General features: G+C 65.6%; 18 protein-coding genes. 9 read left to right on the top strand and 9 right to left on the bottom strand.

Annotated features, from left to right (window positions below):
• Positions 1–44: 44 nt before the first annotated feature.
• Positions 45–494, bottom strand: a complete 450-nt coding sequence (locus tag EJA05_RS01925; protein WP_125857177.1) for a response regulator — start codon at positions 492–494, stop codon at positions 45–47.
• Between the two features lie 209 nt (positions 495–703).
• Between EJA05_RS01925 and EJA05_RS01920 the strand changes: the two genes are divergently transcribed.
• The 7 genes from EJA05_RS01920 to EJA05_RS28115 all read left to right on the top strand — a co-directional run bounded on the left by EJA05_RS01920 (position 704) and on the right by EJA05_RS28115 (position 9,130).
• Positions 704–2,641: a putative nucleotidyltransferase substrate binding domain-containing protein gene (locus tag EJA05_RS01920; protein ID WP_125857176.1), complete on the top strand. Its 1,938-nt coding sequence runs from the start codon at positions 704–706 to the stop codon at positions 2,639–2,641.
• On the top strand, positions 2,638–3,348 hold the full coding sequence (locus tag EJA05_RS01915) for a 3'-5' exonuclease (RefSeq protein ID WP_125857175.1): 711 nt from the start codon (positions 2,638–2,640) through the stop codon (positions 3,346–3,348). Before EJA05_RS01920 ends, EJA05_RS01915 begins: the two co-directional genes overlap by 4 nt.
• A 292-nt stretch (positions 3,349–3,640) precedes the next feature.
• Positions 3,641–4,159 carry an RNA polymerase sigma factor gene (locus tag EJA05_RS01910; RefSeq protein ID WP_125857174.1) on the top strand — a complete coding sequence of 173 codons (519 nt, stop codon included), beginning with the start codon at positions 3,641–3,643 and terminating at the stop codon, positions 4,157–4,159.
• Positions 4,156–5,100, top strand: a complete 945-nt coding sequence (locus EJA05_RS01905; protein ID WP_125857173.1) for a FecR domain-containing protein — start codon at positions 4,156–4,158, stop codon at positions 5,098–5,100. The genes EJA05_RS01910 and EJA05_RS01905 overlap by 4 nt, the downstream gene beginning before the upstream one ends.
• Before the next feature lie 174 nt (positions 5,101–5,274).
• On the top strand, positions 5,275–7,713 hold the full coding sequence (locus tag EJA05_RS01900) for a TonB-dependent siderophore receptor (RefSeq protein ID WP_125857172.1): 2,439 nt from the start codon (positions 5,275–5,277) through the stop codon (positions 7,711–7,713).
• Between the two features lie 131 nt (positions 7,714–7,844).
• The gene (locus EJA05_RS01895) at positions 7,845–8,957 is read left to right on the top strand and encodes a PepSY-associated TM helix domain-containing protein (protein ID WP_125857171.1); all 1,113 of its coding nucleotides are present in this window, start codon (positions 7,845–7,847) and stop codon (positions 8,955–8,957) included.
• On the top strand, positions 8,954–9,130 hold the full coding sequence (locus EJA05_RS28115; protein WP_145964608.1) for a DUF4175 domain-containing protein: 177 nt from the start codon (positions 8,954–8,956) through the stop codon (positions 9,128–9,130). The genes EJA05_RS01895 and EJA05_RS28115 overlap by 4 nt, the downstream gene beginning before the upstream one ends.
• Before the next feature lie 126 nt (positions 9,131–9,256).
• Here EJA05_RS28115 and EJA05_RS01890 read toward each other — a convergent pair whose 3' ends face one another.
• The 8 genes from EJA05_RS01890 to glnE all read right to left on the bottom strand — a co-directional run bounded on the left by EJA05_RS01890 (position 9,257) and on the right by glnE (position 19,328).
• Entirely contained in the window at positions 9,257–10,702 is a 1,446-nt protein-coding gene (locus EJA05_RS01890) for a lipopolysaccharide kinase InaA family protein (RefSeq protein WP_125857170.1), read from the bottom strand.
• Positions 10,702–11,454 (bottom strand): lipopolysaccharide kinase InaA family protein, encoded by a 753-nt coding sequence (locus EJA05_RS01885; protein ID WP_125857169.1) that lies wholly within the window; start codon positions 11,452–11,454, stop codon positions 10,702–10,704. Before EJA05_RS01885 ends, EJA05_RS01890 begins: the two co-directional genes overlap by 1 nt.
• The gene (locus tag EJA05_RS01880) at positions 11,451–12,185 is read right to left on the bottom strand and encodes a lipopolysaccharide kinase InaA family protein (protein ID WP_125462303.1); all 735 of its coding nucleotides are present in this window, start codon (positions 12,183–12,185) and stop codon (positions 11,451–11,453) included. The genes EJA05_RS01885 and EJA05_RS01880 overlap by 4 nt, the downstream gene beginning before the upstream one ends.
• Positions 12,185–12,991 (bottom strand): lipopolysaccharide core heptose(I) kinase RfaP, encoded by an 807-nt coding sequence (gene rfaP / locus EJA05_RS01875; RefSeq protein WP_125462302.1) that lies wholly within the window; start codon positions 12,989–12,991, stop codon positions 12,185–12,187. Before rfaP ends, EJA05_RS01880 begins: the two co-directional genes overlap by 1 nt.
• Positions 12,988–14,112: a glycosyltransferase family 4 protein gene (locus EJA05_RS01870; protein WP_125857168.1), complete on the bottom strand. Its 1,125-nt coding sequence runs from the start codon at positions 14,110–14,112 to the stop codon at positions 12,988–12,990. The genes rfaP and EJA05_RS01870 overlap by 4 nt, the downstream gene beginning before the upstream one ends.
• Positions 14,112–15,170: a lipopolysaccharide heptosyltransferase I gene (gene waaC / locus EJA05_RS01865; protein ID WP_125857167.1), complete on the bottom strand. Its 1,059-nt coding sequence runs from the start codon at positions 15,168–15,170 to the stop codon at positions 14,112–14,114. Before waaC ends, EJA05_RS01870 begins: the two co-directional genes overlap by 1 nt.
• On the bottom strand, positions 15,171–16,220 hold the full coding sequence (gene waaF / locus EJA05_RS01860) for a lipopolysaccharide heptosyltransferase II (RefSeq protein ID WP_125857166.1): 1,050 nt from the start codon (positions 16,218–16,220) through the stop codon (positions 15,171–15,173). It lies immediately after the preceding gene.
• Positions 16,221–16,394: 174 nt separating this feature from the next.
• Entirely contained in the window at positions 16,395–19,328 is a 2,934-nt protein-coding gene (glnE, locus tag EJA05_RS01855; RefSeq protein ID WP_125857165.1) for a bifunctional [glutamate--ammonia ligase]-adenylyl-L-tyrosine phosphorylase/[glutamate--ammonia-ligase] adenylyltransferase, read from the bottom strand.
• Positions 19,329–19,711: 383 nt separating this feature from the next.
• Here glnE and aceE point away from each other — a divergent pair, with 383 nt between their 5' ends.
• Together aceE and aceF are read left to right on the top strand one after the other, a co-directional pair.
• On the top strand, positions 19,712–22,357 hold the full coding sequence (aceE, locus tag EJA05_RS01850) for a pyruvate dehydrogenase (acetyl-transferring), homodimeric type (protein WP_110992293.1): 2,646 nt from the start codon (positions 19,712–19,714) through the stop codon (positions 22,355–22,357).
• Between the two features lie 13 nt (positions 22,358–22,370).
• Positions 22,371–24,005, top strand: coding sequence for a dihydrolipoyllysine-residue acetyltransferase (gene aceF, locus EJA05_RS01845; protein ID WP_125857164.1), 1,635 nt, complete (start codon positions 22,371–22,373; stop codon positions 24,003–24,005).
• Positions 24,006–24,059 lie beyond the last annotated feature (54 nt).

Raw genomic sequence — 24,059 nt, 5'->3', positions numbered from 1 at the left:
CCCACGAGTTACTTCGTGGGAGCGGGCTTGCCCCGCGATCGTTTTCAGCCCTGCTCCAATCTCAGCTCCCGCCGCACCAACTCCAGCAACTTGCCCAGGTCCACCGGCTTGAGCAGGAAATCCACCACCCCCAGGTGCATCACGTCCACCGCCTCCTTCACATCGGTGTCGCCCGACACCACGATGATCGACAAAGCTGCCCGCTCCGACCCACGAATATCTCGAATCAGTTCCAGTCCATCCTTAGGCTCCATACGCAGGTCAGTGATCATCAAGCCAATGGGCAACTTTCCGCTCACCATCTTCAGGGCATCCTTGGCACTGCCTGCGGTCACACTGTCGATACCCTTGGACTTCAAATACAAGCTCAGCGCCTGGCTGTTCACCGGGTTGTCATCCACCACCAGTACCACCGGCTTGGGCGCCACCGGCGCGCTCACCACGGCCAACGCCTCACGCTCGGCGTCACTCAATATGTCGTCATGCTCAGCCATGGTCGTCTCGTCAAAAATCTCGCTCAAACCCTAAGACCCTAAACCCGCACCGCCCTGTGCGCCTTTCGTCGGGGCCTTGCCATCAGTGCCTCTAGACTTACGTCCAATGGGCACCACAAGGCGGCCAGCCGACCATGGAGGCCGAGAACAACAAAGCCGAGCCCTATAGATAGATATATATAGTTCGGCGTAGCGAAACGGTCAGCTTCATGAGCAAAAAGGACGCCTACCGCCAGGCGGGCAAAACCGCAGTGCAGCAGAACATCCAGGGCACCCTGCAGTTGCTGCAGCGCTTTGCGCCGTTCAATCAGATGGAACAGAGCCACCTGGCCTACCTGGTGGAGCAGTGCCAGCTGCGCTTCTACGCGGCTGGCGAAAGCATCATCAAGCCCAGCGACGGCCCGGTCGAGCACTTTTACATCGTCAAGCAGGGCCGTGTGGTCGGCGAGCGCCAGCACGTCACCCGGCCGGGCACCGAGACCACCTTCGAGATCACCGGCGGCGAATGCTTCCCGCTGGCCGCATTGCTGGGCGAACGCGCCACCCGCACCGAGCACCTGGCAGGCGAAGACACCTTCTGCCTGCAATTGAACAAAGCCGCGTTCATCCGCGTGTTCTCCCTGTCCGACGTGTTCCGCGACTTCGCCCTGCGCGGGGTCAGCAGCCTGCTCGACCAGGTCAACCAGCAGGTGCGCCAGAAAGCGGTCGAGACCTTGGGCACCCAGTATTCGCTGAACACCCCGCTGGGCGAACTGGCCATGCGCCACCCGGTGGTGTGCAGCCCCGACACACCCCTGCGCGAAGCGGTGCGGCTGATGCACGAACAACAGGTCGGGAGCATCGTCATCGTCGACCCGCAACGCTACCCCACCGGCATCTTCACCCTGCGCGACCTGCGCCAGGTGGTCGCCGATGCCAGCGCCGAGCTGACCGCGCCGATCGACCGCTACATGACCGCCAAGCCGTTCTACCTGAGCCCCCAGGCCAGCGCCTTCGACGCCGCCATGGCCATGACCGAACGGCATATCGCCCACGTCTGCCTGGTGGACAACCAGCGCCTGTGCGGGGTGATTTCCGAGCGCGACCTGTTCTCCCTGCAACGGGTCGACCTGGTGCACCTGGCGCGCACCATCCGCCACGCCCCGCGGCTGGACAGCCTGGTGTCGTTGCGTGGCGAGATCGGCCAACTGGTCGAACGCATGCTCGCCCACGGCGCCTCCTCGACCCAGATCACCCAGATCATCACCCTGCTCAACGACCACACCGTGTGCCGGGTGATCGAACTGGCCATCGCCGAACGCGGCGACCCGGGCGTGCCGTTCAGCTGGCTGTGCTTCGGCAGCGAAGGCCGCCGCGAACAGACCCTGCACACCGACCAGGACAACGGCATCCTCTTCGAAGCTCGCGACCGCGCCGAAGCCGACGCCATCCGCGCCAGGCTGTTGCCGCTGGCCCAGCACATCAACCACAACCTCGCCCAGTGCGGCTTCACCCTCTGCACCGGCAACGTGATGGCCGGCAACCCCGAGTTGTGCCTGTCGCGCAGCGAGTGGGCGTGGCGCTTCGCCGGCTTCGTGCGCGAGGCCAGCCCGGAGAACCTGCTGGGCTCGAGCATCTACTTCGACCTGCGCGTCGTGTGGGGCGATGAACAAGGCTGTGAACAGTTGCGCCAAGGCCTGCTCGAACAGGTGGCCGACAACCGCATCTTCCAGCGCATGATGGCCGACAACGCCCTGCGCCAACGCCCGCCGGTGGGGCGCCTGCGCGAGTTCGTACTGACCCGCCAGGGTGACGACAAGGCCGCCACCCTCGACCTCAAGGTGCAGGGCCTGACGCCCTTCGTCGACGGCGCGCGGCTGCTGGCCCTGGCCCATGGCATCAAAGCCTGCAACACCCTCGAGCGCCTGCGCCAACTGGTCGCCAAGGGCGTCATCGACGCACTCGACGGCGCCGCCTTCGAGGAGGCCTACCACTTCATCCAGCAGACCCGCATGCAGCAACACCAGCGCCAGACCCGCGCCAACCTGGCGTATTCCAACCGCCTCGACCCAGACAGCCTCAACCACCTGGACAGGCGCATCCTGCGCGAATCCCTGCGCCAGGCCCAGCGCCTGCAAAGCAGCCTGGCCTTGCGGTACCAGCTGTGAACCTGTTCGCCTGGCTGCGCCCACCGGCGCCCACGCTGGACGATCACCAGCACCAGCGCCTGGCCACCCTGCCCGGGCCTGCGCCACTGGCCGTGTGCTCCCTGCGTGAGCAGCGCTGGGTGGTGCTCGACCTGGAAACCAGCGGCCTGAACCTCAACCGCGACCAGGTGCTGTCGATCGGCGCGGTGGCTATCGAGGATGGTGCCATCGACCTCGGCCAGCAGTTCGAGCGCACCCTGCACCGCCCCGAGCAGAAGACCAACGCCAGTGTGCTGATCCACGGCCTCGGCCCCAGCGCCCTGGCCGCCGGTTGTAATCCGGCAGAAGCCTTGCTCGACCTCATGGCGTTCATTGGCGACAGCCCGGTGCTGGCGTTCCACGCGTCGTTCGACCAGCACATGCTGGCGCGGGCGCTGCAGGACAGCCTTGGCCTGCGCCTGCGGCACCCGTTTTTCGATGTGGCGGAGCTGGCCCCCATGCTCAACCCCGACACGGTGCTGCGTGAAGCCGGGCTGGATGACTGGATCGCCCGTTTCGGCCTCGAAGTCCAAGCCCGCCACCATGCCAGTGCCGACGCCCAGGTAACCGCCGAGCTGGCCCTGATCCTGTTCAGCCAGGCCCGCCGCCAGCAACTGGACAGCCCGTTGCAGCTGGAGCAAAGGCTTAAACAGTGGCGTCGGCGCAAAATGCCGAGTCACGGCTTCTAACGGCCGCGATTCATGTCACCCTGTAGGCCTTTCGCGGGTAAACCCGCTCCCACAGGTACAGTGTTGGCTTGAGATTGTGCGCAATCCTGTGGGAGCGGGTTTACCCGCGAAGAGCTGCAAGGCAGCCCCTTTCCCACCGGTCGAGTGCCCCGGCAAGGCCGCTCCTGCACAGATGGCAAGCATCCAACCGTAATGGCAATCCGATAAGCGTCAATTGCGCCCCCACCCCTGGCTCTGCGACAATCGCGAATAATTATCGTTAGTTAACGCATTCTTTATCGGGGGACGTTCCTTGACGTCTGCGCAGAGCCCACACGCCGAACTGGTCAGCGCGCTGTACCGCGACCATCGCGGCTGGCTGCTCGCCTGGCTGCAACGCAGCACGGCCTGCCGCCAGCGCGCCGAAGACCTGAGCCAGGACACCTTCGTGCGCCTGCTCGGCCGTGATCGGCTGGACACCCCCCGCGAACCCCGCGCATTCCTGGTTGCCGTGGCCAAGGGCCTGCTGTTCGACCACTTCCGCCGCGCCGCGCTGGAACAGGCCTACCTCGCGGAACTTGCGCTGTTGCCCGAAGCCGAACAGCCCTCGCCAGAACTGCAATACCTGATCCTCGAAGACCTCAAGGCCATCGACCGCCTGCTCGGCAAGCTGTCGAGCAAGGCGCGCGCCGCGTTCCTGCACAACCGCCTGGACGGCCTCGGCCATGCCGAAATCGCCCAGCGCCTGGGGGTTTCGGTGTCCCGAGTGCGCCAGTACATCGCCCAAGGCATGCGCCAGTGCTACATCGCCCTGTACGGGCAGCCGACATGAACAACAGCCCCGTCTCCAGCACCGTGCTGGACGCCGCCATCGCCTGGAAGCTGTGCCTGGACGAAGGCAGCGGCAGCCCCGACGAACGCAACGAATTCATGCGCTGGCATGCCGCCCACGAAGAGCATGCCCGCGCCTGGCTGCAACTGAGCCTGCTCGACCAGCGCTTCAACACTGCCGCCGGCCCCGCCCGCCATGCCCTGTTGCAGTCGCGCGCCAGCATGCGCCGACGGCTCAGCGGGCTGGCCGGCATGCTGCTGCTCGGCGGCGTGCTGGCCTGGGCCGGCATGCCCTCGCTGTCGCCGGACTACTGGCTGGCCGACCAACGCACCGCCACCGGCGAACTACGCACCCTGCGCCTGGAAGACGGCACGCTGCTGAGCCTGAACAGCCACACCGCAGTGGATATCGACTTCCAGGGCGAACAACGGCTGATCGTGCTGCACCAGGGCGAGATATCCGTGGAAACCGGGCATGAGGACAGCCGCCCACTGCAAGTACGCACCGCCGATGGCCGCCTGCGCCCGCTGGGCACACGTTTCCTGGTGAAGCGCGAAGCCGACGGCACCCGCCTGGAAGTCCTGCAATCGTCGGTGGCCGCCAAACCTCGCGACAGTGGCGACGAGCAGGTACTGCGCGAAGGCCAGCAAGTGCTGATGAACAGCGAAGGCCTGGGCGCGGTCAGCCCGGTACCGGTCGGTGCCGATGCCTGGACCCGCGGCATGCTGGTAGTCGACAACGTGCGCCTGGCCGACCTGGTGGCCACCCTTGGCCAGTACCGCAGCGGCCACCTGGGGGTGGCCGACGAGGTCGCCGACCTGCGCGTGAGCGGCAGCTTCCCGCTGACCAACACCGACCTGGCGCTGGCCTCGCTGCAACCGGTACTGCCGGTGAAGATCGAGCGGCATACACCGTGGTGGGTAACCGTCAGCGCACGCTGAGGCAGCTGCAAGCTTCGAGCTGCAAGCTTCAAGAAAAAGCGGGTCACCGCAGATCCCGCTTTTTCTTGAAGCTTGAAGCTTGCAACTTTCAGCTTTTTCCCCCCACCCCCTGTCACTTTTCAAAACTCACTCGGCAAGGAAGCAGATAGCACTTATCCGTCGAGGAGCCGCCGCATGTCCCGCGCTGTTGATGCCTTGCTTCGCCCCAGCCTGATGGCCTTGGCCATCGGCCTGGCCGCCCCGTTGACCAGCCCCGCCCTGTTCGCCGCCGAACAGTCGGCGCTGCGCACCTACGCGCTGCCCGGCGCACCACTGGCCAGCACCCTGAACCAGATCGCCAGCCAGGCCGGCATCACCCTGGCCCTGGACCCGGCCCTGGTCAGCGGCCGCACTTCGGCCCCGGTCAGCGGCCAGTACGACGCCCTCGGCGCCCTGCAGGCCGCCCTGCGCGGCACCGGGCTGCAACTGCAGCAAAGCAGCGCCGGCAGCTACAGCCTGGTGGCCGTCCCCGAAACGGCCCTGGCCTTGCCGGAAACCACCGTCAACGCCGCCAGCGACAGCGAAAGCGCCTGGGGGCCGGTAGACGGCTACCTCGCCAAGCGCACCGCCGCCGGCACCAAGACCGACACCGCCCTGGTGGAAGCACCGCGTTCGATCTCCGTTGCCACCCGCCAGCAAATGAACGACCGCGGCGTGCACAGCCTCGATGACGCCGTGAAATACATGCCGGGCATCGTCTCCGCCAGCTACGGCAGCGACACCCGCTATGACTGGATGCTGGTGCGCGGCTTCGAGCCAACCCAGTTCCTCGATGGCCTGCCGCTGCCCCGCGGCGTGTACGCCAACCCGAAAGCCGAAACCTGGAACCTCGACCGCCTGGCCCTGCTGCGCGGCCCGGCTTCGTCGGTGTATGGCCAGACCCCGCCCGGCGGCCTGCTGGACATGGTCAGCCGCCGCCCGCAAGCCGAAAGCGCCCACGAGATCCAGGTGCAGTACGGCAGCGACAACCATCGCCAGATCAACTTCGCCAGCACCGGCAAGATCGACGACCAGGGCCAGTTCCTCTATGGCGTCAGCGGTGTGGTGCGCGACAGCGACACGCAGATCGACCACATCGAGAACAAGCGCTACAACATTGCGCCGAGCCTGACCTGGAACATCGACGACGACACCAAGCTGACCTTCCTCAGCCAGTTCACCCGTGACGACACCGGCGTCACCAGCCAGTTCTACCCGATCCAGGGCACCAAGATCTCGATGCCGTTCGGTGATATCTCCCACCACAAGAACCTCGGCGATCCGGACTACGACTTCTACGACCGCACCTACTACGCGTTGGGCTATGCGTTCGAACACCGCATCAACGATGTCTGGCAGTTCCGCCAGAACCTGCGTTACACCAAGTCGGACCTGTCGTTCCAGACCGTCACCGTGCGCAGCTACAACCCGGCCTTCGCCGCCTTTGGCTTTGTCGTGGACGACCAGGGCAACACCGGCCGCGGCACCACCAACGTCGACGAGGACATCAGCCAGTTCGCCGTCGACAACAACCTGCAGGGCGACTTCGACACCGGCGCCGTCAGCCATACCCTGTTGCTCGGCCTGGACCACCAGCGCATGAACAACAACTACACGGCGATCTTTGGCAGCGCCACCGACATCAATGTGAACAACCCGGTGACCGGCGCGCCCATCACCCGCCCGCCACGTTCCGACGCGTTCTACGACTACGACCAGAAAACCCGCCAGACCGGCCTCTACATCCAGGACCAGATGGCCCTCGACAACTGGCGCCTGACCCTGGGTGGCCGCCAGGACTGGGTGAAGACCGATACCCACTTCATCAAGGACGACACCGACAACAGCCAGCTCAACCGCAAGTTCAGCGGCAACGCGGCGATCAGCTACGTGTTCGACTCGGGCTTGGTGCCCTACCTGTCGTACGCCGAGTCGTTCCAGCCCACCAGCAAGGCCGACGTCACCTCGAGCAACTCGCTCAAGCCAACCGAAGGCCAGCAGTGGGAACTGGGCATCAAGTACCAGCCACCCGGCTCCAACACCCTGCTCAGCGCAGCGGTGTATGACCTGACCCAGAAGAACGTCTCGGTCACCAGCTTCGTCGGCGCGGTGCCGGTCACCAGCCAGACCGGCGAAGTGAAGGTGCGCGGCCTTGAGCTGGAAGCCACCTCCGACGTCACCGAAAACCTCAAGGTGATCGCCGCCTACACCCTGGCCAAGTCCGAAGTGCAGGATGGCCAGTACAAAGGCAACCGCCTGCAACTGATGCCCAACCAGCAAGCCTCGCTGTGGGCCGACTACACCTGGCACAGCGGCGTGCTCGATGGCTTCGGCATCGGTGCCGGCGCGCGCTACACCGGCAATACCTATGGCGACCAGGGCAACACCTGGCTGGGCAAGGCCGACGCCTACACGGTGTTCGACGCCTCGGTGCACTACGACCTCGGCCGCCTGGACAACAGCCTCAAGGGCGCGTCGGTGGCGCTCAACGCGACCAACCTGTTCGACAAGGACTACATCTCCACCTGCGACAGCTTCTACTGCTACTACGGCGACCAGCGCAGCGTCGTCGCCAGCGCCACCTACAAGTTCTGAGTGACCGGGGCCGCTGCGCGGCCCTTTCGCCGGCAAGCCGGCTCCCACAGGGATCGCATGGTGGGAGCCGGCTTGCCGGCGAAAGGGCTGCGCAGCAGCCCCACGGTCCAACAGACGTAAACGGTACCGTGATGAAAAGCTCAACCATCCGCCGCTGGTCAGCGATCCACACCTGGACCAGCCTCATCTGCACCCTCTTCATGCTCCTGCTCGCCCTCACCGGCCTGCCCCTGATCTTCCACCACGAGATCGAGCACCTGCTGGGCGAAGCCCCAGAGCTGCGCGAGATGCCCGCAGGCACCCCGCACCTGGACCTGCAGCTGCTGGTGCTCAAGGCCGAGCAGCACCGCCCCGGCGAGGTGATGCAGTACTTCGGTTACGAGAAAGACGAACCCAATGGCGTGGTGGCGATCACCGCCGCCACCGCCGGCACCGACCCGAACGACTCGCACACCTTCATGCTCGACGCCCGCACCGGCGAGGCGGTGGCCATGCCGGCTGCCAACGGCGGCTTCATGATGCTCATGCTGCGCCTGCATGTGGACATGCTCGCCGGGCTGCCGGGCAAGCTGCTGCTGGCTTTCATGGGCGTGTTGTTCGTGCTGGCGATCGTCTCCGGCACCGTGCTCTACGCGCCGTTCATGCGCCGCCTGAAGTTCGCCACCGTGCGCCACGAAAAATCATCACGGCTGCGCTGGCTCGACCTGCACAACCTGATCGGCGTGGTCACCCTCAGTTGGGCATTGGTGGTGGGCGTCACCGGGGTGATCAGCGCACTGTCCGACCTGGTCATCGCCGCCTGGCGCAACGACAGCCTGGCGGCCATGGTCGCGCCCTATCGCGAGGCGCCGCCCCTCACCGAGCGCGCACCGGCCACGCAGCTGCTGCATATCGCCGAACAAGCCGCCCCTGGCATGCGCCCGGATTTCATCGCCTTCCCCGGCACACGTTTTTCCAGCGAGCACCACTACGCGGTGTTCATGAATGGCGCCACGCCGCTGACCTCGCACCTGTTCACCCCAGTACTGATCGACGCCCGCACGCTCCATGTGACCGCGGTCGGCGAGCGCCCGTGGTACATGGACGCCATGGGCCTGTCACAGCCGCTGCATTTTGGTGACTACGGCGGGCGGCCGATGCAGATCCTCTGGGCCGTGCTCGACGTGCTGACCATCATCGTGCTCGGCAGCGGCCTGTACCTGTGGTGGGGCAAGCGGCGCAAAGCGAAGGAGGCGCGGGCATGAGCCACAATTCGCAAAGCACCGGGCGGATCTTCGCCTGGCCGGCGCTGGTGGCGCTGCTGAGCTCCGTCGGGCTGTTCGCCGCGCTGCTCGGGGATGGGGTCTGGGATAGCCTGGCCTGGATCGGCCTGGGGGCTTCGGCTGTGCTGGGCCTGAGCGGGTTCTGGCGACGCTAGACAGACCCTGGCCTCAGCGGTCTTGATCGTGGGAGCGGGCTTGCCCCGCGAACACCGGCGTAGCCGGTGCCATCCCATGTGCTGGCTGCATCGCGGGTCAAGCCCGCTCCCACGCTAGATCTTCGATCAGTGTTCCGCCAAGCGCGGCAGCACCTGATCCAGCCGCTGATACAACGCACTGCTGCGCGGCCAGTTGCGCAGCAGCCGCGCGCGGTCACGGCCGAATGCCGGGGCGAAGCTGAGCTGGGTGGCATGCTGGCACATGGCATCGAGGTCGATCAGCGACCAGCGGCCGTTGTCCCAGAACAGGTTGTGGCCCTTGAAGTCACCGTGGCTGATGCGTTCGCGGATCAGCTGCTGCATCAGCTGCACCAGCGCCTCGACCTGCTCATCCGGCGCGTCGCCGCTGTCCACGAACGGCGCAAAGCAGGCGGTCAGGTCCGGCCCATCGACATACTCGGTCAGCAGGTAGGCGCGGTTGCGCAGGCCCAGGGTGCGGGTTTCCAGCACTGCCAGCGGGCGTGGCGTGGCAATTTCGAGGAACTCCAGGCGGTGGCCTTCGATCCACGAATGCCAGGCCCGGCTCGGGCGCCAGAAGCGCTTGAACCAGTGCGCGGTGTTCTTGATGTTGTAGCGCTTGAGCACCAGCGTGCGTCCGCCCACCTCGACCCGCGCGACGCTCGCCGCACCGCCGGTCTTGTACAGGTGGCCCTGGTCGATCAACGCATCGGCCTGCTCCAGCACCGGCAGCAGCGCCTCGGCTTGTGGGCGACGCACCGCGCGCAAGCCCGACAGGGTGCGTTTGACGCTGAACAGCGTGCATTCGCGCCCGGCCTTCTCCAGGTAATCCTTCAAGCGCCAGTTGCGCACCTTGTCCACCTGCTTCAGCAGGGCTTCGAGCGGCAGCGCGTGCTCGCCGTTGGCCAGCAGGTAATGCACCAGCGCCTCTTCGATGAACGGTTCCAGGCGCTTGGGCAACTGGGCGAACAGCACCCCGAGGTTTTCCAGCACACGCTGACGCGACAGTTGCTGGCCAGGGGTTTCGGCCTTGATGCCAGCGCCATCGATCAGGTACACCCGGCCCTCCTGGCGCAGCAGGTTGTCCAGGTGCAGGTCTTCCTGCCACAGGCCCTTGGCGTGCATCTGCGCCACTGCCGTCAGCGCCTCGCCCAGCACCGCATGCTGCTCGTCGGCGAGCATCGGCAGGTGCTCCACTGCGGCCCAGGCATCGGCCAGGCTTTCGGCGTGATCGAGGTACTCGAACAGCAGCCAGCCGCCCTCGCCTTCCTTCAGGCCATCGGCCAACAATTGCGGCGTGGTCAGGCCTTGTTCGGCCAAAAGGCGCACGCCATCGAGCTCACGCTGGAAATGGCGGGCGGCGTTAGCGCCCACCAGCAGCTTGGCCAGCACCGGGGTGCCGCGCCAGATACCGGCGCCGACATAGCGCTGGCCGGGCAGCACGCGCAGCAGGCTGAGCAGTTGCAGGTCGGCCATGCCCGCAGCATCGGCGAGGGTGACGGTCAGCGGCAACGACGGGCTGCGCCCGAGGTCCTTCAGTTCGGACAGGTGCATCAGCGGGCCTCTTTATGGCGACGGCGTTGCGTCAGGCGTTGCAGCCAGGCATTCACCTGCGCGCTGTCCACCGGCTGTTGCAGGTAGGCACCGAGAAGTTCGCGCACATCCGCCTCGCTCCAGGCACGGGCGCGACGCAACAGCGGCTCCAGGTCCTTGACCCGGTCGCGCTGGCCGAACAACAGCGGGCGGGTCTTCTCCAGGTCGATCAGCTGCGCCTGCCAGCCTTCGCGGCGCTCGCGCAGGAAGATGTGCTTGGGGTAGAAACACCCATGCATCTGCCCGGCGCCGTGCAGGGTGCGGGCCAGCTGGCCGCAAGCCTGCAGGATGCCCCGGCGCTGCCCCTCGGGCAGCTGCGGCCATTGCTCCAGCAAACGCTCAAGGTCGCTCCAGTCGTCCAGCGCGCGGGTCATGAGGATCGCACGGTGCTGGCCGGCCTGCTTGCGCTCGCCGAAGAACACCGCCTGCAACGCCGGGATATCCAGTTTCTGGTAGCGGCTGATGTTGCGAAATTCTCGGGCGAACGTCGGTTCGCCAAACGGCCGTTGCAGGCTGCGGGTCAGGTAGTCGCACTGGCGCTTGAGGTAGTAGCCCTTGCCCTCCAGCTCCAGGCGGAACACGCTGCTCCAGCCGCCACGGCCGGTATTGGGCTCGTCCACGGCGTCCAGCTGCAGCGCCCACAGCGCTTCGAAATCGCTCAGGCCATGGCGCTTGAGCAGCGCCTGGTCGGCGCTGGCCAGGTAATCGGTCATTCCCTTCCCTCGAAAAAGCTCAGCACCTGGCGAATGCGCCGCTTGTCGCGGGCAGTCAGGCGCGCGTGACGGCGGTACTGCAGGTAGAAGCGCAGGCGCTGGGTCGCCGACAGGTGGTATTTGGCGACCTTGTCCAGGCACGCCAGGTCCTTGATCAGCCGGTGACGGAGCATGAAGCCGCGCCAGAAATCGCCGGTCGGGCAGTCGATGAAGAACAGCGTGCCCTGATCGTCCACCAGCAGGTTGCGCCACTTCAGGTCGTTGTGGGCGAAGTGATGGTCGTGCATCTCGCGGGTATGCCGGGCCAGCTGGCGGCTGACATGGTCGACCCAGGCGCGATCCTGCAAACGTGGGTCGTTGCGCTCGGCCAACGCCGACAGGTCCTCGGTGTTCGGCAGCTCGCGGGTGATCATCGCCCCACGGCCAAAGGCCAGGCCGTTGCGTTCCAGGCCCCAGGCAACCACCTCGGCGGTGGGAATGCCCCACTTGGCGAACTGCTTGAGGTTCTGCCATTCGGCCTTGATCCGCGGACGCCCCAGGTAACGGCGCATGTGCTTGCCGGCACCGGTGTAGCGCTTGACGTAATACCAGACGCCGTCGCGCTGCACACGGATGACCTCGCTGAGCGGGTCGCGGGTCAGGTGTTCGCCCTGCAGGGCGAATACCGTGTTCAAACTACCGAAGTCCGCCGCCAGCCATTCGTAGCCCGGCGCCAGTGTCCAACCCGCCATCAGAGCGCATCCCCATAGCGTTGCTTGCGTTCATAGAGTTTCTGCGCCTTGCTTTCCAGCCAGGCCAGCAGTGCGGCTTCCTCCTTGAGCACTTCGCGCAAAGGGCGCTGGAAGTAGCCACGCAGGAAGCGCAGCTTGTCACGGCGGGTCAGGCCGATATCCAGTGCCGAAAAGTACAGCGCAGCCAGGTCCTTGTCGCGCCAGCGCCGGGTGATTGTCGCCCGGGTCTGTGCTCGGTGCAGGTCGATCACCGACAGCTTGAAGTCATCCGCCGTCACCGGGCGGTCGGTGTGCAGCAGGAAATGGCAGATGTAGCAGTCGCGGTGGTTGACGCCGGCGCGGTGCATGCCGCCGGTCATCTTCGCCACTTCGGCGATCAGCGCACGCTTGAGCCGTGGCTCGGGCGGCTGACGAACCCAGTCGAGGCTGAAGTCTTCCAGGCTGACGGTCGGCGCCAGCTCTTCGGTGACGATGAACGAATGCTGGGTGGCCGGGTTACTGCCGCGCTCGCCGTAGGCTACCGCGGTCATGGTCGGCACACCGACCTCGTGCAGGCGCTGGATGGCCCGCCATTCCTGGCCGGCGCCGAGCACCGGCAGCTTGGCGCTGAACAGGTTCTTGAAGATCTCGCCCCAGCCGATGCCACGGTGGATCTTGACGAAAAAGCCCGCGCCATCGACCTCGGTACGCAGCGTGCGGCGGCCCTCCAGCTCGCGGTACACCTCGCCTTGCAGCTGCTCGACGGCCTCGAACGGGTCGCGCCCGGCCCACAGGCGCTTGAACGGTTCGGCCAGTATCAGCTTCATGCGGTCTCCTGACCGAGGATCACGTCGGCGGCATGCTGCGGCATGCTGTACAGGTCGGCGCTGTCGGCAAAGGCCACGCCATTGCGCGACCAGGCCGCGCGGGCTTCGGCGTCTTCGAGCATGCGTTGCAGGTAGCTATTGAGCTGCTCCTGCTCGAAGGGGTCGTCCAGCACCAGGCCGCTGTCGGCCTCGGCGATGTAGTGGGCGTAGCCGCACACCTTCGAGACCAGCACCGGCAGGCCGGCGACCAGCGCTTCGAGCAGCACGGTGCCGGTGTTTTCGTTGTACGCCGGGTGGATCAGCAGGTCGGCGCCCAGCAGGAAACGCGGAATATCGCTGCGGCCCTTGAGGAACTGCACCTGCTCGCCCAGGCCCAGGGTGGCGCTCTGCAGCTGGAACACCTTGGGGTCGTCCTGGCCGATGACCATCAGCCGGGTACGCTTGCGCAGGGCCGAAGGCAGCGCGGCCAGGGCCTTGAGGCTGCGGTCCACACCCTTGGTCTTGAAGCCCGAACCGATCTGCACCAGCAGCAGCTCGTCGTCGGCCAGGCCGAACTCTTTGCGGAATTCGGCACGGATGGCGTCGGCATCGGCCGGGCGGCGGCGGTCCTGGGAGATCCCCGGCGGCAGCAGGTGAAAGCGTGCCTCGGGGGTGTCGTAGTGCTTGATGAACAGGGGCTGCTGCACTTCGGAGATCATCAGGATCTCGGTGTGGGCATCCTTGGCAAACACCGCCCGCTCGTATTCGGCGAAATGGCGGTAGCGGCCCCAGCGGCGGTACAGGCCACCGCGCAGGGTCTGGGCCTTGTCCTCGAAGCAGCCGTCGGCGGCGTAATACACGTCCAGCCCCGGCATCTTGTTGAAGCCGATCAGGCGGTCGACCGGGCGCTTGGCCAGGTCCGCCGCCATCCAGGCGCTGAGCTTCTCGTTGCGGCGGTGGTTGAACAGCGCCTTGACCGGCGCCACCAGCACCTCGAAGCCCGGCGGAATATCACCTTCCCAGATCAGCGTGTACACGCGGATCTGGTGGCCACGCTTCTGGCACTCCAGGGCGATGCGCATGAAATCGCGCTGCAGCCCGCCAAAAGGGAAATATTTGTAGAGCACGAAAGCCAGTTGCATCAACGAACATCCTCAGCCAGCAGCAGCGCGCTCAAGCGGCCCGCTACATGCTCGGGATTCAGGCGAGTGAAGCACAGCGGCCACTCGCGTTTGAGATCGAACCGGCGCAGATCCTCGGCGCTCGGTTTGTAGGTGCACTTCTTCTGCAGGCACGGGGCGCAGGGGAAGTTGCTCGCCTGGTGGATCTGGGCGCGTCCGTAGGCACCGGTCAAACCAGGGTTGGTGGGGCCGAACAGCGAAATGGTCGGCACATCCAGCGCAGCGGCCAGGTGGCCCAGGCCGGTATCGACCGCCACGCAGGCCTTGGCGGCCGCCAGCACGCGGGCGACGCCGACCAGGTTCAACTTGGGCAGCACCTGGCAGTTATTCAAGCCCTGGGCGATGCGCTCGGCGCGGGCCTTCTCCGCCGGGTTGCCCCACGGCAGCATCACCTGCAGCTTGCGCCGGCCCATGCGTTCGGCCAGCTCGCGCCAGTAGGCTTCCGGCCAGTGTTTGGTGGCCCAGGTGGTGCCATGCAGGAACACCACGTAGGGCGCCGCTGGCGGCAGTTGCAGGCGGTTGAGGTCCAGGCCGTAGTTGCCCAGGCCCTCGGGCAGGTCGTAGGCCAGGGCCAGGGCAAACAGCTGGCGCACGCGCTCGACGGCGTGCTGGCCGACGGCGACCGACAGGCGCCGGTCATAGAACCGACTGGCCAGGCCTTCACGGGCCGAATAGCGGTCGAGCCCGGCCACCGGCGCTTTCACGTAGCGGGTCAGCCAGGCCGACTTGACCAGGCCCTGGGCGTCGATCACCAGGTCGTACTTGCGCGCCCGCAGGCGTTGCTTGAAGGCCTTGAACTCGCCGCTCCTGATGGTCTGCCAGAGGTTCTTGCGCCAGCGGCGGATGGCCACCGGGATCACCTGGTCGACCGCCGGGTGCCAGCTGGGGATCTCGGCAAAGCCCTCTTCCACCACCCAGTCGAAACGGATGCCGGGGATGGCGTGGGCGGCGTCGGTGAGCGCCGGGAGGGTGTGGATGACGTCGCCCAGGGACGACGTCTTGATGATCAGGACCCGCACTCAGTCGACCTCTGCCACGCTATCGATCAGGTTTGGCCCGCCCAGGTGGTGCAGGGCGGCGATCACCTTGGCCGGCTCGAGCAGACGCAGGCAATTGTAGTGGCCGAAGCGGCAGGTGCGGTCGAAGCAGGGGCTGCACTCGATGCCGGTGCGCACCACCTCGACCTGCTCGGCCAGCGGCGGGGTAAAGCCCGGCGAAGTCGAGCCATACACCGCCACCAGCGGGCGGTTCAAGGCGGCGGCCACGTGCATCAGGCCGGAGTCGTTGGAGACCACGGCGTTGGCGCAGGACATCAGGTCGATGGCCTCGGCCAGCGAGGTTTCGCCGGCCAGGTTGTACGATTCTTCACGCAAGCCCGGGATCAGCCGCTCGCGGATCTGCTCGCCCACCGGGTGGTCGTTCTTCGAACCGAACAGCCACACCTGCCAGCCCTGGCGGATCATGGCATCGGCGACTTGCGCGTAATGCTCGGCCGGCCAGCGCTTGGCCTCGCCGAACTCGGCACCGGGGCACAGGGCCAGTACCGGGCGGTCCAGCTGCAGGTTGAACTTGGCCACGGCCGCATCAAGGCTCTGGGCCTCGATCTGCAGGCTGGGGCGTGGATAAGGTTGCGGCAGTTCGGTGCCCGGTGCGTAGGCCAGGGCCATGAAGCGCTCGATCATCAGCGGGTAGCGCGCCTTGTCCAGCTTGCGCACGTCGTTGAGCAGCAGGTAGCGCATTTCGCCGCGCCAGCCGGTGCGTTTGGGGATGCCGGCGAAGTACGGCACCAGCGCCGACTTGAGCGAGTTGGGCAGCAGGATCGCCTGGTCGTACTGGCCGGCCAGCGACTTGCCGATGCGCCGGCGGGTAGCCAGTTCCAGCGCGCCGTGGCCGAGCGGGAAGCTCAAGGCCTGGCGCACTTGCGGCATGCGCTCGAGGATCGGCCGGCTCCACTCGGGGGCCAGCACATCGATCTCGCAGTCGGGGTGCTGCTGTTTCAGGCACTGGAACAAAGTCTGCGCCATCACCATGTCGCCGACCCAGCTGGGGCCAATGATCAGTATTTTCATGCTTTATCCAGAAACATTCGGGGAGGCTGCAGGCTGCGTTACAACCTGGCCTCCCCTCTTTATATTCAGGCTATGTGGCGTGCAGTGTACCACTGGGGTCCGAATCGCGGGGCAAGCCCGCTCCCACGCACCGTGGGGGCGGCGGTGCGCCGATGCGACTTGCCCCGCGATGCTTCAACTCAACCCCAGTTGCCCCCAGATCCGCCGCACCTCGCGGCGCTCATCGACGAACTGCGCCGCATCGATCACCCCGGCCTGCTTCTGCAGGGCCTGGCGGTGCGAGGCCGCACGGAACGCCTTGTACACCTCGCGCAGCAGCACGGCGTCGGCGGCGGGCATCAGCCCGGCCTGCTCCAGCTCTTCGAGGATGCGGATATTGTCGGTCCAGCGCAGTATGGCCGCGTGGTCGTGGGACCAGGCCAAAGCGGCGTATTGCACCATAAATTCGATATCGACGATACCGCCGGCATCCTGCTTGATATCGAAGGGTTGCCCGGCATCGAAGGCGTTGCCCGCAGTGCCTGCAGCGGTGCCCTTGGTGCCCAGGTTGTCGCGCATCTTGGCGCGCATTTCACTCACTTCGGCGCGCAGTTTATCCAGGTCACGGGCCTTGCCCAGCACCCCCGCGCGCACCGTCTCGAACGCCGCCGCCACCTGCTTGCAACCCACCAGCACGCGGGCGCGTACCAGCGCCTGGTGTTCCCAGGTCCAGGCTTCGTTCTGCTGGTAGCGCTCGAAGGCGCCGAGCGAGCTGACCAGCAGGCCCGAGGCGCCGGACGGGCGCAGGCGCATGTCGACGTCGTAGAGCTGCCCGGAGTTGGTCTGGGTGGTCAGCAGGTGGATGATGCGCTGGCCCAACCGGGTGAAGAACTGCGCGCTGTCGATGGGCTTGGCGCCATCGGTCTCGGCCTGCGGGTCGCCATCGTGGATGAACACCAGGTCCAGGTCCGAGCCATGGCCCAGCTCGATGCCACCGACCTTGCCGTAGCCGACGATGATGAAGCCCGGATCGCACAGGCTGCCATCACTGCGCTTGGGCTGGCCATGGCGGCTTACGGTCTGGCGCCAGGCCAGGGCCAGCACCTGGTCGAGGATGGCTTCGGCCAGCCAGGTCAGGTAGTCGCTGACCTTCATCAACGGCAGGTTGCCGGTGATTTCGGACGCCGCCACGCGCAGGCTGTGGGCCAGCTTGAAGTGGCGCAGCGCTTCCATCTGCTGTTCGAGGTCATCTTCGGGGATGCGGGTCAGGCGCTCGCGCAGCTCGGCGGCCAGCTCTGGCGCCAGGGGCGGGCTGAACAGCCGGCCTTCGTTGAGCAACTCGTCGAGCAGCAACGGGTAACGGGCGATCTGCTCGGCGATCCACGGGCTGGCCGCGCACAGGGTCAGCAGACGGCGCAGGGCGCCGGGGTTTTCGGTGAGCAGCACCAGATAGGCCGAACGACGGGCCACGGCCTCGACCAGCGGCAGCACCCGTTCCAGCACCAGGTCTGGGTTGGCATGCTCCACGGCCTGGGCCAGCAGGCGCGGAATGAATGCGTCCAGGCGTTCGCGGCCGATACGCTGCATCGAGCGCAGCGACGGGCTGACGCGCAGGGCGGTCAAGCGGCGCAGGGCATCGGCGGGTAGTTTGAAGCCGGCTTCCTCGAGCTGGCGACAGGCTGCCTCTTCATCCTGGGCCTGCTCCCACAGCGGCGACCATTCGCCGCCCACCACCAGCTCGCCCTCGGCTTCGTCTTCATCGGGGTCGGCGATCACCTGGCGGAAGTGCCAGTCGATGCGCCCGCGCCACTCCATCAATTGCGCGTGGAAGCTGGCCCAGTCGGCAAAGCCGAGCATGTAGGCAATGCGCTCACGGTCGGTGTCGTCATCCGGCAGCATCTGGGTCTGGCGGTCGGCGATGGCCTGGATCGCATGTTCGGTGTAGCGCAAGAACTCATACCCCTCGCGCAGCTCGGCAACCACCGCCGGCGGCAGGTAACCCTGCCCCTCCAGGGTCGCCAGCACTTTCAGCAAGGGCCGTTGCTGCAGGCTGAGGTCGCGCCCGCCGTGGATCAGCTGGAAGGCCTGGGCGATGAACTCCACCTCGCGGATGCCACCGGCGCCAAGCTTGATGTTGTCGGCCATGCCTTTGCGCCGCACTTCCTGCTGGATCAGCTGCTTCATGGTGCGCAGCGCTTCGATGGCGGAGAAGTCCAGGTAACGCCGGTACACGAACGGGCGCAGCATCTCCTGCAACTGCGCGCCGGCCGCCTGGTCGCCGGCCACCACCCGCGCCTTGATCATCGCGTAGCGCTCCCAGTCGCGGCCCTGGTCCTGGTAGTACTGCTCCAGCGCATTGAAGCTCAGCACCAGCGAGCCGGCCGAGCCATAAGGGCGCAGGCGCATGTCGACGCGGAACACGAAACCATCGACGGTGACCGGGTCGAGCGCCTTGATCAGGCGCTGGCCGAGCCGGGTGAAGAACTCCTGGTTGTCCAGCGAGCGCTTGACCCCGGTGGTTTCGCCGCCTTCGGGGAAAGCGAAGATCAGGTCGATGTCGGAAGACAGGTTGAGCTCCACCGCGCCCAGCTTGCCCATGCCCAGCACCACCATGTGCTGCACCTCGCCGCTGCGGTTGCCGATAGGCGTGCCGAACTGCTGGCAGTGGCGTGGGTAAAGCCAGGCATAGGCTTCATCTATACAGGCATCGGCAAGGTCGGACAGGTCGCGGCAGGTTTCGCCCAGGGCCGCGGCGCGGGTGATGTCGCGCCAGATGATGCGCAGCTGTTGGCGGTTACGCTCGCGGCGCAGGTTGCGCGCCAGTTCGTCCTCGCTCTGGGCGGCCTGGGCCACGGCGTTGATCTGCCCACGCAGCTCGCCCGGAGCATAGGGCCGATCGAGCTCGCCACCTTGCAGCAGGCCGAACAGCATGGCCGGGTCGCGCTGGGCCTGGGCCAGCACGAAGTCGCTCGCGGCGCACACCTGGTCGAACTGCCGTCGCTGCTCGACGCTCCAGCTGTCCGGGTTCAGCTCAGGGTGCCCGGCCAGCGCATCGCGCAGGAACTGTTGATTGCGGGCAACCAGCGGTTGCAGGGCGGCAGGCAGATCGAGCGGCAAAGGCAGGCGCATGGTCTATCCTTGATCGGCGTGAAAGAGAGGGGTTGGAGCGGTCGAACGGGGGCCGGACCACGGTTGGACTGTCATACAAAAGTTAGAAATAGCTGAAAATCTTGATTTTCTAGTAAGAAACATCAACAAACACCTAACTCGAACACAGATTCAACCGACGGGAACGTTTTTCCCCACAACCCGGGATGCGACAAACCGTCGCATTTGTGTAGTTTTACTACTACCCATGCCGTGCAAAAGCATGAAATCCGAAAGCATTTGTAGTAAAACTACACCGCGCCGGATGACTGTCCGGTAATCCAAGAATTCACGACGTCTGCCCATAAGGCCAGTCGCAAACTCAGGCCCCCGATTCTGGTGGCCTTTCCGCCCTGGAGCAAGCCATGCAAGACCTCGATCCAATCGAAACCCAGGAATGGCTGGATGCCCTGGAGTCGGTCCTCGACAAAGAAGGCGAAGACCGCGCTCATTACCTGATGACCCGTATGGGCGAGCTGGCCACCCGCAGTGGCTCGCAGCTGCCGTATGCCATCACCACGCCGTACCGCAACACCATCCCTGTCACCCACGAAGCACGCATGCCTGGCGACCTGTTCATGGAACGCCGCATTCGCTCGATGGTGCGTTGGAACGCCCTGGCCATGGTCATGCGCACCAACCTGAAAGACTCGGACCTGGGTGGCCACATCTCGAGCTTCGCCTCCAGCGCCACGCTGTACGACATCGGCTTCAACTACTTCTTCCAGGCCCCGACCGAAGAACACGGCGGCGACCTGATCTTCTTCCAGGGCCACGCTTCGCCAGGCGTCTACGCCCGCGCCTTCATGGAAGGCCGCATCAACGAAGACCAGATGAACAACTTCCGTCAGGAAGTGGACGGCAACGGCCTGTCTTCGTACCCGCACCCTTGGCTGATGCCTGACTTCTGGCAGTTCCCGACCGTTTCGATGGGCCTGGGCCCGATCCAGGCGATCTACCAGGCACGCTTCATGAAGTACCTGGAAGCCCGTGGCTTCATCCCGGCCGGCAAGCAGAAGGTCTGGTGCTTCATGGGCGACGGCGAGTGCGACGAGCCGGAATCCCTGGGCGCGATCGCCCTGGCCGGCCGCGAGAAGCTGGACAACCTGATCTTCGTCATCAACTGCAACCTGCAGCGCCTCGACGGCCCGGTTCGCGGCAACGGCAAGATCATCCAGGAACTCGAAGGCGTGTTCCGCGGCGGTGGCTGGAACGTCAACAAAGTGGTCTGGGGCCGTTTCTGGGACCCACTGCTGGCCAAGGACACCAACGGTGCCCTGCAGCGCCGCATGGACGAAGTCATCGACGGCGAGTACCAGAACTACAAAGCCAAAGACGGCGCGTACGTTCGTGAGAACTTCTTCAATACCCCAGAACTCAAGGCCATGGTCGAAGACCTGTCCGACGAGGAGATCTGGAAGCTCAACCGTGGCGGCCACGACCCGTACAAGGTCTACGCGGCTTACCACCAGGCTGTGAACCACAAAGAGCAGCCAACCGTCATCCTGGCCAAGACCATCAAGGGTTACGGCACCGGTGCTGGCGAAGCCAAGAACACCGCGCACAACACCAAGAAGGTCGACGTCGACAGCCTGCGTCACTTCCGTGACCGCTTCGACATCCCGGTCAAGGATGCCGACCTTGAGAACCTGCCGTTCTTCAAGCCGGAAGAAGGTTCCGCCGAAGCCAAGTACCTGGCCGAGCGCCGCGCAGCCCTGGGTGGCTTCGTGCCGCAGCGCCGCGCCAAGAGCTTCAGCGTACCGACCCCATCCCTGGAAACGCTGAAAGCGATCCTGGACGGCTCGGGCGACCGTGAAATCTCCACCACCATGGCCTTCGTGCGTATCCTCGCGCAGCTGGTCAAGGACAAGGAAATCGGCCAGCGCATCGTGCCGATCATCCCGGACGAAGCCCGTACCTTCGGTATGGAAGGCATGTTCCGCCAGCTGGGCATCTACTCGTCGGTCGGCCAGCTCTACGAGCCAGTCGATAAAGACCAGGTGATGTTCTACCGCGAGGACAAGAAGGGCCAGATCCTCGAAGAAGGCATCAACGAAGCCGGCGCCATGTCGTCGTTCATCGCTGCCGGTACTTCGTACAGCTGCCACAACCAGCCGATGCTGCCGTTCTACATCTTCTACTCGATGTTCGGCTTCCAGCGTATCGGCGACCTGGCCTGGGCCGCTGGCGACAGCCGCACCCGTGGCTTCCTGATCGGCGGTACCGCCGGCCGTACCACCCTCAACGGTGAAGGCCTGCAGCACGAAGACGGTCACAGCCACATGATGGCGGGCACCATCCCGAACTGCCGCACCTACGATCCGACCTACGGCTACGAGCTGGCGGTGATCATCCAGGACGGCATGAAGAAGATGACCGAAGAGCAACAGGACATCTTCTACTACATCACCGTGATGAACGAATCCTACCAGCAGCCAGCCATGCCGGCCGGTGTCGAGGAAGGCATCATCAAGGGCATGTACCTGCTCGAGGAAGACACCCGCGAAGCCGCGCACCACGTACAGCTGATGGGCTCCGGCACCATCCTGCGCGAAGTCCGCGAAGCGGCGAAGATCCTGCGTGAAGAGTTCAACGTCGGTGCCGACGTATGGAGCGTCACCAGCTTCAACGAACTGCGCCGCGACGGCCTGGCCGTGGAACGCGCCAACCGCCTCAAGCCTGGCCAGAAGCCTCAGACCACCTACGTGGAAGAGTGCCTGGCCGGCCGCAAAGGCCCGGTCATCGCCTCCACCGACTACATGAAGCTGTTCGCCGAGCAGATTCGCCAGTGGGTACCGAGCAAAGAATTCAAAGTCCTGGGTACCGACGGTTACGGTCGCAGCGACAGCCGCAAGAAGCTGCGTCACTTCTTCGAAGTCGACCGCCACTTCGTGGTGCTGGCTGCCCTGGAAGCCCTGGCTGACCGTGGCGAGATCGAACCCAAGGTTGTGGCTGACGCCATCGTCAAGTTCGGCATCGACCCGGACAAGCGCAACCCACTGGACTGCTGAGGAGTATTTTTAAGTGAGCGAACTCATTCGCGTACCTGACATCGGCAGCGGTGAAGGTGAAATCATCGAGCTGTTCGTCAAGGTCGGTGACCGTATCGAGGCCGACCAGAGCCTGCTGACCCTGGAGTCCGACAAGGCCTCCATGGAGATCCCGGCCCCCAAGGCCGGCATCGTCAAGGAACTGAAGGTCAAACTGGGCGACCGCCTGAAAGAAGGCGACGAGCTGCTGGTCCTGGAAGTCGAGGGCGCAGCTTCCGCGCCCGAGGCTCCGGCCGCCGCTGCCCCGGCTGCCGCACCGGCGCCGGCTGCGCAAGCCGCCCCAGCTGCCGCGCCAGCCGCAGCAGCCCCGGTTGCCGCCAGCGTGCAGGACATCCACGTGCCGGACATCGGCTCGTCGGGCAAGGCCAAGATCATCGAAGTGCTGGTCAAGGTCGGCGACACCGTCGAAGCCGACCAGTCGCTGATCACCCTGGAGTCCGACAAGGCCTCCATGGAAATCCCGTCGCCTAGCGCCGGCGTGATCGAAGCCGTGCTGTGCAAGCTGGAAGACGAAGTGGGCACCGGCGACCTGATCTTCAAGATCAAGGCCGCAGGCGCCGCCCCTGCAGCAGCACCGGCTCCGGCCGCTGCTGCTCCGGCTGCCGCTCCTGCCCCAGCTGCTGCGCCGGCCGCCGCTCCGGCTGCCGCGCCTGCTCCAGCCCCGGTCGCCACCGCGCCGGCCGCCGGCAGCAACGCCAAGGTCCATGCCGGCCCTGCCGTTCGCCAGCTGGCCCGTGAATTCGGTGTCGACCTGGGTGCGGTCGCCGCCACCGGCCCGCACGGCCGTATCCTGAAAGAAGACGTTCAGGTCTACGTCAAGGCCATGATGCAGAAGGCCAAGGAGGCTCCAGCCGCCGGTGCTACCGGTGGTGCAGGCATCCCGCCGATCCCGGCCGTGGACTTCAGCAAGTTCGGTGAAGTGGAAGAAGTGGCCCTGACCCGCCTGATGCAGGTCGGCGCCGCCAACCTGCACCGCAGCTGGCTGAACGTGCCGCACGTCACTCAGTTCGACTCGGCCGACATCACCGAGCTGGAAGCCTTCCGCGTCGCGCAGAAAGCCGTCGCCGAGAAAGCCGGCGTCAAGCTGACCGTGCTGCCGCTGCTGCTCAAGGCCTGCGCCTTCCTGCTCAAGGAACTGCCGGACTTCAACAGCTCGCTGGCCCCAAGCGGCAAGGCGATCATCCGCAAGAAGTACGTGCACATCGGCTTCGCCGTGGACACCCCGGATGGCCTGCTGGTCCCTGTGATCAAGAACGTCGACCAGAAGAGCCTGCTGCAACTGGCTGCCGAAGCCGCTGCACTGGCCGAGAAGGCGCGCACCAAAAAGCTGTCGGCCGACGACATGCAAGGCGCCTGCTTCACCATCTCCAGCCTCGGCCACATTGGCGGCACCGGCTTCACGCCGATCGTCAACGCGCCTGAGGTGGCTATCCTGGGCGTCTCCAAGGCGACCATGCAGCCGGTCTGGGATGGCAAGGCCTTCCAGCCCAAGCTGATGCTGCCGCTGTCGCTGTCCTACGATCACCGTGTGATCAACGGCGCCGCCGCCGCGCGCTTCACCAAGCGCCTGGGCGACGTGCTGGGCGACATCCGCACCATGCTGCTGTAACCCGCTGTTTGCCCGCCTTCCCTCGGGAAGGCGGGCACCCCTTTCGAGCTGCCA

The organism is Pseudomonas oryziphila (genome assembly GCF_003940825.1).
In the GTDB taxonomy this organism is placed as follows: domain Bacteria; phylum Pseudomonadota; class Gammaproteobacteria; order Pseudomonadales; family Pseudomonadaceae; genus Aquipseudomonas; species Aquipseudomonas sichuanensis.
The sequence above is the reverse complement of the archived record's forward strand: the minus strand, read 5'-3'. Positions and strand labels throughout refer to the sequence as shown.

Coding starts and splice junctions, on each gene's coding strand:
- EJA05_RS01920 (WP_125857176.1), top strand. CDS start 704: ATGAGCAAAAAGGACGCCTACCGCCAGGCGGGCAAAACCGCAGTGCAG.
- rfaP (WP_125462302.1), bottom strand. CDS start 12,991: ATGAAGCTGATACTGGCCGAACCGTTCAAGCGCCTGTGGGCCGGGCGC.
- EJA05_RS01870 (WP_125857168.1), bottom strand. CDS start 14,112: ATGCAACTGGCTTTCGTGCTCTACAAATATTTCCCTTTTGGCGGGCTG.
- EJA05_RS01890 (WP_125857170.1), bottom strand. CDS start 10,702: ATGCACCTGTCCGAACTGAAGGACCTCGGGCGCAGCCCGTCGTTGCCG.
- glnE (WP_125857165.1), bottom strand. CDS start 19,328: ATGCGCCTGCCTTTGCCGCTCGATCTGCCTGCCGCCCTGCAACCGCTG.
- EJA05_RS01895 (WP_125857171.1), top strand. CDS start 7,845: ATGAAAAGCTCAACCATCCGCCGCTGGTCAGCGATCCACACCTGGACC.
- EJA05_RS01905 (WP_125857173.1), top strand. CDS start 4,156: ATGAACAACAGCCCCGTCTCCAGCACCGTGCTGGACGCCGCCATCGCC.
- EJA05_RS01925 (WP_125857177.1), bottom strand. CDS start 494: ATGGCTGAGCATGACGACATATTGAGTGACGCCGAGCGTGAGGCGTTG.
- EJA05_RS01880 (WP_125462303.1), bottom strand. CDS start 12,185: ATGGCGGGTTGGACACTGGCGCCGGGCTACGAATGGCTGGCGGCGGAC.
- waaF (WP_125857166.1), bottom strand. CDS start 16,220: ATGAAAATACTGATCATTGGCCCCAGCTGGGTCGGCGACATGGTGATG.
- aceE (WP_110992293.1), top strand. CDS start 19,712: ATGCAAGACCTCGATCCAATCGAAACCCAGGAATGGCTGGATGCCCTG.
- EJA05_RS01885 (WP_125857169.1), bottom strand. CDS start 11,454: ATGACCGATTACCTGGCCAGCGCCGACCAGGCGCTGCTCAAGCGCCAT.
- EJA05_RS28115 (WP_145964608.1), top strand. CDS start 8,954: ATGAGCCACAATTCGCAAAGCACCGGGCGGATCTTCGCCTGGCCGGCG.
- EJA05_RS01900 (WP_125857172.1), top strand. CDS start 5,275: ATGTCCCGCGCTGTTGATGCCTTGCTTCGCCCCAGCCTGATGGCCTTG.